The following is an 11,855-nucleotide window of genomic DNA, read 5'->3' on the forward strand; positions in this document are numbered from 1 at the left end:
AAGAGGAGGAAAAAAGAGTTAAAGAGGAAAAAAAAGGGTTAAATTATCAAGTTATCACCTACAAACAAAACTTTTAAATACTAAGCCATTGTTTAAATTCAGCCGCTTTATTTTTACTAATAATAATTGCTTCAGGAGTTTCTGACTGTAGAACAATTTTTAGTTGACTCTTTCCATACTTAATTATCTTATCAATAGAAGCAATATTTATTATAAACTGCCTATTAGCTCTAAAAAATAAAGAACCATCAAAATTCGTATGCATATCATCTAAACTAGCGTTTGATGTAGATTTTTTCCCATCAAAACAAACCACATAAGTGATTGTATTTTCGGTATAAACATAAGCAATATCTTTTATTAAAACAGGTACCAACTCATTTCTCATATAGGTTAGAATCCTGTTTTTGTTCTTATCAGAGTTTCCTTCTAATTTATCTTGCTCAGTAACTTTCATTACTTTTTCTTTATAAGATACAAGATCAGTATTCAATTTTGATAAATTCATTACTTCGGAAGTCAAATTAGAGTTTGTTAATTCTAACTGTTTTTCATAGCGACTACCAATTATTCTTACTGCAAATGATGATAAAACAATAACCAAAATCCCCATAATTAAAAAAATTAGGTAAAAATTTCTTCTTAGCTCTTTCATTTGAAGTTTAATGCTGTTAACATTAACGTTTGCTGCTACAATAAGATCAGAAGTTTTGGTTGGAGCTATATGAATTACTTCTGAAGTTAATTTATCTGTGCTTGATGAATTTGTTACAAGTAACTCATACAAGTCTTCAGAATTATTTTTTCCTTTTAAAGATGATAATAGAGTGGAATTAGAGTTAACAATTTGTTCTATTTTAGTTCTATCAGGGTGACATACCATTTGTCCAGACCAATCAAATACACTAATAAACCAACTATCAGAATTTGTTTCAGTAAGTGCTCCTTGAAGGTTTTTAATAACTTTATTTTTATCTAAGTTATTAGATAGTTGAAAATCTAGCATTCTAGCTATTTCATTTGCTTCTCTTTTGCTTGATTCAACTTGAACCTCTATAAGTTGATTAGCACTAGCCTTTATAAAATAATTAGAAGCAACAGTTGCCACTATTAAAAAGACAAATGCTATTGACAAAATCGTTAAAAAATATAACCTATCTTTTCTCATGTTTTACTTTTCAAAAAACGAAATATACTACTATTATTGATTTTTTAGTGTTTATTTTTTCTTCTTCAACATTGAATATTACCTTTTCACTTAGATTTATACTATAATTTTGAAATAATTCTTTTTCTTTGAAAAAGAATAAACTTTTGAAATTGTGATTAATAAAAAGAGTTTTTTTTTCGCTATTATTTTTTTACTACTCCTATTAATTGGAACACTTATTTTCCAACTTTTAATTGCTAGTGAAAATAATTATAATGCTTCAAAAGTTGAAATTTGTATTCAATCTAATACATTAATAGAGGCTTTTATAGATAATGAAAAAAAAGCCAATGATTTATATATAAATAAACTACTACAGGTTACTGGGGTTGTTAAAGAAATAAATTTTTTAAATGATAAAAACACGCTCATTTTACAAAGTACCAACTATAGTGATTCTGGAATTATTTGTGATATTCATAAAAGTCAAATAAAAAAACTAACCAACATAAAAAAACATCAAAAAGTAATTTTAAAAGGCATTTGCAAAGGTTTTTTAAAAGATGTTATACTTTTAGATTGTTATATAGATTTTAAAATTAATGAATAAATTATTTTTACTCTTCTTATTTAGTGTTCTTTTTTTTACTCAATTAAGTGCACAAAATCAATTTATTGCTCGGCAAGGGCAAGTTTCATTTTTCTCCTATGCTTCTGTCGAAAACATTGAAGCAAAGAATAATCAGGCTTTAAGTATTTTAGATACAGAAAAAAAAGAAATAGCCGTAAGTATGCTAATGCGTGCTTTTGTTTTTAAGAAAAACCTAATGCATGAACACTTTAATGAAAGTTATATTGAATCGGATATTTTTCCAAAGGCAACTTTTGAAGGAAAAATTATTGACTTTGATCCACTAGCTTCTGATGTTCAAACTAAATTAATAAAAGGTACTATTAAAATTCGTGGTATTTCTAGAGAAGTTTCAATAAAAACATCGATTAATAAAACCCCGAAAGGTTTTTATCTTGAAGGAAATTTTAGTTTAGTTGTTAAAGATTTCAATATTAAAATACCTCCAATTTTATCTAATAATATCGCCAAAATCGTTTCAGTTAAAATTAAATTTCAATACATTCCTTATGCAGAAATCTATCGTTAAATATCTATTCTCTTTTTCTTTTATTGCTGGTTTGCTTTCTGTGAATGCTCAAAGTTTATTAACTAAACTAGAAAAAGAATACCCAACAAAACCAGTAAATGAAATAGCCACTTTTAAAACCACAAGGATAGGTTTGGGCCACTCAATTGAAACCAGAAAAAAAGGAGCTTTAGAAATCTCTCTTTACAGCAGGTATTGGAATCATAAAGAAGGGAACACCCAACGTTTTTTAGCAGATGAAGTAAATGTACGTTTTGGTTTAGACTATGCTATTTCTGATAACTTTACAATTGGTGCTGGCTATACAAATTTTAACAAGGCTATGGATGGTTTTCTAAAGTATAAAATTATTAATCAAAAAAGAAACACTAACAAGTCACCTTTTAGCATTGTTCTTTTTCAAGGAACTTCAATTAAAAAGAAACAAAGTGCTACAACTAGTTCATACGGAACTAACTCTTTAAATTTAAACGTCTATAGTTTTACAAGTCAAATTTTAATTGCCAGAAAATTTAACAGAAAGTTTTCTATGCAATTAGCACCAACCTTAATTAGTCGTACCAATAGTGTTTTTGAAAATCAACCCAAAAGTCAATTTGCGTTAGGACTTGGAGCAAGATATAAAGTAGGAAGCCATGTTTCTATCGTTTCTGAGTATTACCATGTAACCAACGCCATAAAAACACCTAACAAAACCTACAACCCTTATATGATAGGAGTTAACTGGGAACTAAGTCATTTACTTCTACAGTTTCAAATTACAAATGCTCGAGGTTTTTCAGAGGATTCTTTTATTACGGAAACCCAAAATAATTTCAATTTTCATGACGGTAATTTCCATTTTGGTTTTAATGCAACATTTGTACTGCATTTAAGTAAAAACAAACTTTAAACTAGGTTTAATTACCATAAAAAATCGTCTAGAATTACATTCTAAACGATTTTAAATTGAAGTAGTTAGTTGATTTTGATAAATCGTAAAATATAGCACTATATAGTAAGGTTTAATAATGCCTATAAATATTTCCCCATTCCAGCTATACTGGTTCAGCAAATATCAGTTTTATGTTTAGTAAATTTCATTTAAAATTCCTTGAGCGCCTTCTTTTTGATCATAAGCGAAGGAATTAAAACAGGAAATTAGTTTTTTGTATACGTTCTTGAAGGGAGCAAACCGGTCTGTTCAGTACTCAGTCGTTTTTTGTACTGAGCATTTAAGAGATAAAAAAATTATAAGCTTAAATTGTTTTTATAAATGTTTCTTTTTAGTGACCTCTTTCTTATATGGCGAGATTTACTTTATGTTTCATTTATTTGTAAATGTATTTATTACCTCTTTATACTATTACGACACAATATTATTACATAAGTCACTGACTATCAAGATATTTTTTTTATTTTAAACTAATAGCTCGATATCTATAAAAACAATAAACATTATTTTTTGTTTTTCCTTTTTAAAATATTAGATAGACATCCCATTCTCAAATAAGAAAAATTTCACAATCCTAACTAATAGTTTACGTTCAAACCATCATCTAAAAATAGAAACATATAAAAAAAGGCTTTAAATAAAAATTTAAAGCCTTTTTTCAAGTTTATTTTTAATGAAATCTATCCTTTAACAGGAACTGTAACTATCGTTTTTCCCCACCCTAAATTCATAGTAAAAACATCTCCTTCTCCTCCAAAAGCGATTGAAAAAACTTCAATTTTCTCTTTCGATGTTGAAACATTTCCAGTTACACGAACTACATCTTCACTTTCTTTATAAAAATATGATCCCCAAACATTTTTTGCTGTACTTAAAATTACAGTCCATTTAGCTGCTCCAGGAATTGTAAATAAAGTATAGGTACCTGCCTTTACTTCTTTACCGCCAAAATTAACATCTTTATAAAAAGTAATCTCTGCTGCTTCATTGGCTCCAGTTCTCCATACTTTTCCTGCAGGTGCTAATTTATCTAAACTTCTACCTTTCAACTGAGGGCGGCTATATATTACTTTTACCTTCTTATTCGAAACTCTATAACTAGAAGGGTATGATGCTGCATCCATAGGACTTTTATCTAATCCTGGAAATTCTTGTGCATTTATTTCGTTTGAAAACACTAAAGCTATTGTAAATACAATAACTGATAAAATTGATTTTTTCATTATTCTATATATATTTGATTATTTCGTATTCGTCTACAAATCTAAATATCCTTACACTAATTTTTTGTAAATTTCTAAAAAAAATCACTTTTTAACTACTAAAAATTTTCTTTGTTTCATTAACTCATATACAAGCAACAGAAATAAACTTAGTCCAAAAAGAGGTAATAAAACAGCTAACATCACTAAGCATATTATGACTACTGTTCCAATTTTAAAATCTTTTTTTACTGTAGGTATACCCAAACTTCCTTTTTGCTTTCTTAATATATATGATAAAATAGCTCCAATACTCATTAATGTGAGTGCAACAGCTACTCCAAACATCAACCACCAATTCCACGCACCAAACTGCCCTTGATGAAATGCCATAACCCACATTCTTCCTCTCATCAGAACACCTATATCACTCCAGTCATGGGCTTTTATCAATTTACCAGAATACTGGTCAAAATGTAACATTTTTTGAGACTCTAAGTTATTTGTTTTATTAGAAACGCTAAATGTACTTTTTGTTGATTTTGGTAACCCTAAACTTACTATACCCTCTAAATTTTGTTGTCTAGCTATAAAAACCATTTTATCTAATGTCAATGGTTTATTGGTAATTGTTGACGATAAACCTCTTCCATTCCATGTTTTAGGATATCCTGTATTGGTTACTTTTTGTACCCATTTAAAATTACCCCCAAACACATCTGTCCAAGGTAAACCACCTGCTAAGGTTAGCAATAAGAATCCAGAAACCCAAAAACCTAACACTGCATGCAAATCTCTCAACAGAATTCGTTTACCTTCTTTGTATCTAATTATAAAAACACCTTTAATACCTCTTTTAAAAGGCCACCAAATATATAGACCTGTAATAATAAGTACAATCATCCAACTAGCTATTAGTTCAATAATTTTTGTTCCTACTTTACCCCCTAATAATTCACCATGTAGTTTCCTAATGCTATACATCCATGTGTCTTTCGATGAAAACTTCCCTAACACTTCATTTGTATATGGATTTACAAATAATGATTTTTTATGACTAAATCTACCTGAATAAAACTCAGTACTTTCCTTGCCATTTATTGGTAAAACCATTGTACTTGGTTTCGTTTTCATATGCTGTATAGCCAGTTCCCATTGCTGCTGAAACGGTACCTTTACCTCATCTTTTTCTGCTATATTTTGAATATTATTTTTTACTTCCTTTTCTACCTTAGGATTAAATAAATAGATAACACCTGTCACCGAAAGAACGAGTACAAAAGGTAATGATATTAAACCTGCAATAAAATGCCACTTCCATAACCATTGATTCAATTTTCTATTTTTCATTTTATTCGATTCTTAACAAACAAACGGAGATAAACATAGTTAGCTCCGTTTGTTTGTTTATTAAAAATTATACTTTACTCCGAAATGAAATGCTCGTGGATTCCCAATACTATAAGTATTTTGTTTACCCCATTTACTATAGGAAACCCTTACAGCATATAACGTGTCAAAAACATTTAAAGCTTGACTCCAAATTTCAAATTGTTTGTAGATATAGTTTGCTCTAAAATTAAAAATATGATGACCTTTATATGTGCTTGTTCCAAAAATTGAATTACCCGACTCGTCTTTACCAATGTCAGCTTGTCCTTCAAAACTTGTATTATACTTTCCTATTTGCTCATGTTCTAGTGTTATTAGTAAATTATCAATCGGCTTATAATTTAATGAAGCTGTTGCTATATATTTAGGCGCAGTTTGCATATCAGTATTAGAATAATCTACATTATTATCAAAAAAAGAACGGTATTTATGAGTTGCATAACTACCACTATAATTCACCCATAAATCATGATCCAAATTATATTTAACTCCTAACTCAATTCCTTTTGAACGTGTTTTGCCTGCATTTCTTTGAATAAAATCTCCAGTATCATTTCTAATCGAAATCAATCTATCAATACCATCTAATTGATAAATAGCTACATCTACTTTTAATTTTAAAGGAATCATAAAATATCCTCCAATTTCATAATTATGAAATTTAGCAGGTTTTAAAGAGAATGCATTTCCCGTTTTATTTTTTCCGTTTCTAAACAAAGTTCCAACTTGAGGAGGTGTAAACCCTTTAGAATAATTAGAATATACTCCAACATTTTTACCTAAGTTTAAATTAACACCTAACTTCGGGGAAAAATTAGTATACGTTACATTTGTATCTTGTACTCCTGAATTCCCTTCATCTTTGTTATCATACTTATACTTAAAACCATCGTAACGAATTGCACCAGTTAGTTTAACATTTTGCAGTGGTGATGTTTCAAACTGTGCATAACCTGCATAATTAAAAATATCAGCTTGGTATTTTAAAATATAATCTCCGCTTTTAATAGAGTAATCAATATTCTGAGCAGTTGCTACATCAACAGTTACATCAATATTCTCTGCTTGATATGTTTGTGGTGAAAAATCAGTTGTAGCTCCAATTATTAAACTCGAGTTTGCAAAATCAAAATCTATTTTATGTTGAATTAAACCAACAAAACTTTTAAATTTATTAGTATTAATTTCTCCTATTCCTGTTCCATCTAAAACCCCACTCACTCTGTTTTGTTTAATTCTATAAGATGGCAGCTGGTTCATTTCATTATTTCTGTATATAAAATTAAAAGAAGTTTTATTCTTATCATTCCAAAATTTATCTAATGTAGAACGAAACCTAAAAGCTTTTGCTTTACGCTCGGTAAATGTTTGGTTACTTTTATAATTTCCATCTGCATAATTTTTCTCAGAAATTGACCCTGACATATCCGAACGATAATTTATATAAGTAAAACTATTTGTCCATTGTAAACTCTCTGAAAACTCATTTGTGTTTTTAAATGAAACAGCTGTTTTTTCATAATCAGAATGCCCAACAATACCATTATCTCTTCGCACATGATGACCGCCAAGATAAAAACCATGTTTTTCTTTAACCGTTGTTGACGCTTCAAGTTCATATCTTGTTAACCCTAAATCATTAATTTGAAAACCTATAGACCCTCCAAACTCTTTTCTAGGGTTTTTAGTAATAAAATTAAAACTTCCTCCAATAGCTTCGCTTCCATAAATACTAGATGCTGGTCCTTTTAATACCTCAACTCTATTAAAGGTTGTATTATTCATTTCTAGCAAAGCATTATGATTAAACACAGCTACTGGGCGTATTGGCAAGCCGTCTTCTATATATAAAAACAATGATTTTGTTGATATTGGAGATCGAGCCGCCATAAAATGTTGTTCATTACTCGAAGCTTTCGAAGTACTCATAAAAACACCTGGAATTTGATTAACCAATTGCTCTATTCCAAATGCTTTTGTTTCCTTTATTTGGTTTGCTGTTAGTAACCCTATAGAAGCTGGAATGTCCTGTCTATTTTGTGTTTCTCTACTTGCCGAAATTATTACTTCATCTAAATTTTCAACATCTTCTTCTAAAACAATAGTATTATTTCCTACATTTAAGGTTACTTGTTTTGTTTTATAGCCAACTGCTGACACTTCTACATTTCCATTTTCAATCTTTATAAAAAAACTTCCCTCAAAATCGGTTATTGTTCCTTTTTTTCTATTCTCTTGTGATATAATTGTAGCTTGTACAATTGATTCTTTTTGCTTTGTAACTACTTTTCCTTTAAAAATAGTTTGAGCTGAAGTGTTTATAACGACAAATAGTATTGTTATAAACACCATCATATATGCTTTGTTCATTTTTTTTAAAAATTGTAATTTAAATAGATGCTTGATCTATATTTAACCTTAATAGTTCCTTGCGCTAACTTTTGTTTTATTGGATACATTGCTAATGCTCCTATTGTTAGTTTTTTCATGTTATACTCAGCTCCAAAACTTGTAAATAAAGCATACCCTTTTGTATTTTTAATTGGTAAATTAAAAACTTTATTGCTGCCATAGAATTCTCCTGATACACCAACTGATGGAACAAAATTATTTTTTCTTGCATCTTTTAACATATAAAAGAAGGTGCTATTAAAGTTAAACTGATTACCAAACTGATAGTCTTTTTTATTGGCTGTTTTTAAATAATAATTAAGATAATTTGTTACTCCCCAATTATTATATTTATACACATATTGTACATTAGTAATTACATCAACACTTCCGGTACCTAACTGAAAACTAGGGTTAATTGAATTATTTACAGTTTCATCATAATTACCAGTTGGAAGCTTTATTCCACCTCCTACTTTCAATAAGTGATTAGATGTTGAAGTCGCGTCTTTTTTTTCATTATAAATCCCATTCATTTTATTTAAAACAGTATAATTAACTAAAAGAGAAAGATCTCCTAATCCCTTAATTTTTGTAGTTTTGTTAATATATTCTCTTGAATGAAAATGAAAAGGAACAAAAATTTGAGCCTCTAAATACCCTTTAATTACTGGAATTCTAGACCATACTTGTACCGTATTAAAAAATTCATTTATTTTTGGTGAATTATTAAAAATACCATCTTTTGATTGATACTTTTGATGTAGGTACCTTACACCAATGAAATTAGTATCAATAACTCCTCCCAGTCCCAAACTTCCTCCATTATTGCTACACCCACAGGCATCACAATCCTCTAAAAACAAAGCGTAACATTTTGGGAAAGGATCATTTGCTCCTACTTTGATTGATAAAAGACACATTAAAAGTGCTATTATTATTTTATTCTGTAAACCTCTTATCTGTAATAAATTCTTCATCTGTTAATGTTTTTAAAAAAGCAATTATAGCTGTCTTCTCTTCTTTTTTTAACTTAATTCCAACTATACCCTTTGTACTTTTAAGAATGGGATCTAAATTTTGAGTTTCTTGAACTCCATTAGAATAAAAATTAAGAACAGAAGCTAATGATCCAAACCTTCCATCATGCATATACGGAGCGGTGAGTTCAATATTCCTAAGACTAGGTACTTTAAACTTATATTTATCCTCTTCTAACAAAGTAACCGTCATTCTACCTAAATCATTCAAATCTGGATTAATAGGCAATCCGTTATTTCTAAAAGCATCATCAGTAAATAAATCAGTAGTATGACACGAAGCACATTTTGTCTTAAAAAGCTCTAAACCTGTTTTTTCTTCGTTTGAAAAATCTCCCCCCTTTTCTTTTCTAACATATTTATCATATTTAGAATTAGATGATACCATCATCAACATAAATTGTGATAATGCTTTAAATGTATTGTCTGCATTTATTTTTCCATCTTCAAAGGCTTCACTAAATAACTGTTTATATACTTTATCCTTTTGTAATTTTCCAATAACATTAGTTACTGTTTCACCCATTTCATCAGGATTTGTAATTGGTATTATCGGAAAGAGGTCTAAATGAAAAGCTGCTCCATCCCATGAAAATTGTTTTTGAAAAGCTACATTTTGAATAGGTTGCGTATTTCTTTTACCCTTTCTATCTTCAACACCATGACTAAATTGATGACCGTGGTGAGTAAAAGCAAATTTTTGTTGATGACAAAAAGCGCAAGAAACCACTCCATCACTTGACAATTTTCCATCATGGTACAATTTCTTTCCTAACTCAAACCCTTTCTCAGTTATAGGATTTAAATTCAAATCATACTTTGGTTCAGGAAAATTACTAGGTTTTTCAAATACAAGCTCTATATTAGTATATACTTCGTCTTTTTTACAACTAAAAAAAGTACATACCAATAATGCTATCAATATTTTTTTCATTACATATTCTTTTTGCAATCGATTAAACTTAATCAACATCAATTAGTATAAAAATTCAAAAGAACGGTATTAAATACCATTCTTTTGAATTGTGTAATGTTAATGGTGAGTTGCATTATGAACATGATGTACCATAAACATATCTGTATAATTTTCAGATATATTCGAAGCTTTATCCCCTCCCATGATTGTTGATCCTTCAGATAACTTAATCTTAGTTTTTCCGTCTAACATTTTGTTAGCATCAACTTTAATATGCAATTGAGGAGATGTCTCTTTGCTTACAACAGCGATATCCATAGGTAAAATTACCTCCTTATATAAATCTACTGAAGTTCCTCTACTTGCTATATGTAACATAAAAGGAGCTGTTTTGGCTTGGGTGTTTTCTTTATAATCTCCTTCTAAAACAACAAATTTATAACCAGCTTGCCAACTCCAAGTTAAATTATAACCTTCTGCTAAAGTCCAAAAGCCTTGTTGTACAGCCTGCCCTTGCTTAAAACGTTCTTGATCTACACCTATTCCAAACTTAATTTTAGTATATCTCCCAGCAGGCACATCTTTAAGTGAAATTTGAACTTTTTTAGCTTTATTATTACCCCCTTCACTTATTATAAAGTAACTTTTATCTTTCGGGTAGATTACTTCTTTACCTTCTTCAGTAATAAGTACAAAATTACTTACTATATAATCAAAAGAATTAATGGATAGTATTTCTCCATTTCCATTGGTATATGTTGAAGCTCCTAATAACAATTTATCATTAGAAAATCCATTATCAAATTCAATTGCTACTTCATTTTTTCCTTCTAATTTTTCATTTCCTATTTCCTCATCGCTACACGAAACAAAAGCCATAGCTATCGCTATGAAAGTAATTATTTTTTTCATCTTTTATATTTTTTTACAGTATGCATTTAACAATTATAGTGTTATTCTCTTCTATAATCAGTTTTAATTATAGATGAGAATTATTACTGTAATAGTATTATTAAATAAATTTAAATTATATAAATAACCTCTGAAGCCTACTATTAAATTTAGTAAGCCAGTTAGTTAAAAAGGTATGAATAAACTATACGGTAGGTGGATGAAAAATCTCTTTATTAAATAAGTAGTAATATCCTTTTTTATAAGAAAATTGTTGTTGTTTTTTGTAGAAATCCTCACGTACACTTTTAACATTTAAAATGCTAACAAACCCTATGGGATATTCTTCCATAGATATTCGTAACGAGTTAAAATCGTCCTCTTGTTGTTGTTCCAGTTTTTTCATAAGCTGACATTTTCCTTTACAGCCCATTTCAGGTTTGTCTTTGTTGATACATAATATTTTTGATATGTAATCATAATTAATCGCATACTCTACAAATGGCGCAATAGGTCTTAACATTGCAACCATATATAAGATAACAAAAATGTATATGTTTATTTTTTTTAACAAACCACAGTTATATTCTATGCAAAGATAATTTTAGTTTTTTAAAAAGAATATGATATTTAATATATTTCTTGAACTATTTATAATCTGTATTTTATAAAATGTTAAAAATCAAAGCTCCCACTAAATTAATTTTTATTTGGCTGTCTCTATAGAATTACAAAAAGGCTCTGGAGCTTCTATTTTAATTTGTTCTAAATAAATTACT

General features: G+C 28.8%; 11 protein-coding genes. 3 read left to right on the plus strand and 8 right to left on the minus strand.

Annotated features, from left to right (window positions below; translation table 11 throughout):
- Positions 1 to 73: 73 nt before the first annotated feature.
- Positions 74 to 1,168 (minus strand): LytR/AlgR family response regulator transcription factor, encoded by a 1,095-nt coding sequence (locus ACMFBB_RS10600; protein ID WP_435260756.1) that lies wholly within the window; start codon positions 1,166 to 1,168, stop codon positions 74 to 76.
- Between the two features lie 154 nt (positions 1,169 to 1,322).
- Between ACMFBB_RS10600 and ACMFBB_RS10605 the strand changes: the two genes are divergently transcribed.
- From ACMFBB_RS10605 to ACMFBB_RS10615, 3 genes are read left to right on the plus strand one after another with little or no spacing between them, the layout of a single operon-like run.
- On the plus strand, positions 1,323 to 1,760 hold the full coding sequence (locus ACMFBB_RS10605) for an OB-fold protein (protein ID WP_435260757.1): 438 nt from the start codon (positions 1,323 to 1,325) through the stop codon (positions 1,758 to 1,760).
- Complete coding sequence (locus tag ACMFBB_RS10610) at positions 1,753 to 2,310, plus strand: YceI family protein (RefSeq protein ID WP_435260758.1); 558 nt, start codon at positions 1,753 to 1,755, stop codon at positions 2,308 to 2,310. The genes ACMFBB_RS10605 and ACMFBB_RS10610 overlap by 8 nt, the downstream gene beginning before the upstream one ends.
- A complete protein-coding gene (locus tag ACMFBB_RS10615; protein ID WP_435260759.1) occupies positions 2,291 to 3,202 on the plus strand; it encodes a DUF5777 family beta-barrel protein in 912 nt (303 codons plus the stop codon). Before ACMFBB_RS10610 ends, ACMFBB_RS10615 begins: the two co-directional genes overlap by 20 nt.
- A 722-nt stretch (positions 3,203 to 3,924) precedes the next feature.
- Here the strand turns inward: ACMFBB_RS10615 and ACMFBB_RS10620 are convergent.
- The 7 genes from ACMFBB_RS10620 to ACMFBB_RS10650 all read right to left on the minus strand — a co-directional run bounded on the left by ACMFBB_RS10620 (position 3,925) and on the right by ACMFBB_RS10650 (position 11,599).
- A complete protein-coding gene (locus ACMFBB_RS10620) occupies positions 3,925 to 4,467 on the minus strand; it encodes a DUF2911 domain-containing protein (protein WP_435260760.1) in 543 nt (180 codons plus the stop codon).
- 84 nt (positions 4,468 to 4,551) lie between these two features.
- Positions 4,552 to 5,796: a PepSY-associated TM helix domain-containing protein gene (locus ACMFBB_RS10625; protein ID WP_435260761.1), complete on the minus strand. Its 1,245-nt coding sequence runs from the start codon at positions 5,794 to 5,796 to the stop codon at positions 4,552 to 4,554.
- A gap of 60 nt (positions 5,797 to 5,856) precedes the next feature.
- Positions 5,857 to 8,208 carry a TonB-dependent receptor gene (locus ACMFBB_RS10630; RefSeq protein ID WP_435260762.1) on the minus strand — a complete coding sequence of 784 codons (2,352 nt, stop codon included), beginning with the start codon at positions 8,206 to 8,208 and terminating at the stop codon, positions 5,857 to 5,859.
- A gap of 5 nt (positions 8,209 to 8,213) precedes the next feature.
- Complete coding sequence (locus ACMFBB_RS10635; protein WP_435260763.1) at positions 8,214 to 9,209, minus strand: transporter; 996 nt, start codon at positions 9,207 to 9,209, stop codon at positions 8,214 to 8,216.
- Positions 9,172 to 10,203: a cytochrome-c peroxidase gene (locus ACMFBB_RS10640; protein ID WP_435260764.1), complete on the minus strand. Its 1,032-nt coding sequence runs from the start codon at positions 10,201 to 10,203 to the stop codon at positions 9,172 to 9,174. Before ACMFBB_RS10640 ends, ACMFBB_RS10635 begins: the two co-directional genes overlap by 38 nt.
- 99 nt (positions 10,204 to 10,302) lie before the next feature.
- Complete coding sequence (locus ACMFBB_RS10645) at positions 10,303 to 11,097, minus strand: MbnP family protein (protein ID WP_435260765.1); 795 nt, start codon at positions 11,095 to 11,097, stop codon at positions 10,303 to 10,305.
- Positions 11,098 to 11,281: 184 nt separating this feature from the next.
- Positions 11,282 to 11,599, minus strand: a complete 318-nt coding sequence (locus ACMFBB_RS10650; protein WP_435260766.1) for a hypothetical protein — start codon at positions 11,597 to 11,599, stop codon at positions 11,282 to 11,284.
- Positions 11,600 to 11,855: the final 256 nt, after the last annotated feature.

It is taken from the genome of Tenacibaculum sp. nBUS_03, assembly GCF_051201695.1.
In the GTDB taxonomy this organism is placed as follows: domain Bacteria; phylum Bacteroidota; class Bacteroidia; order Flavobacteriales; family Flavobacteriaceae; genus Polaribacter.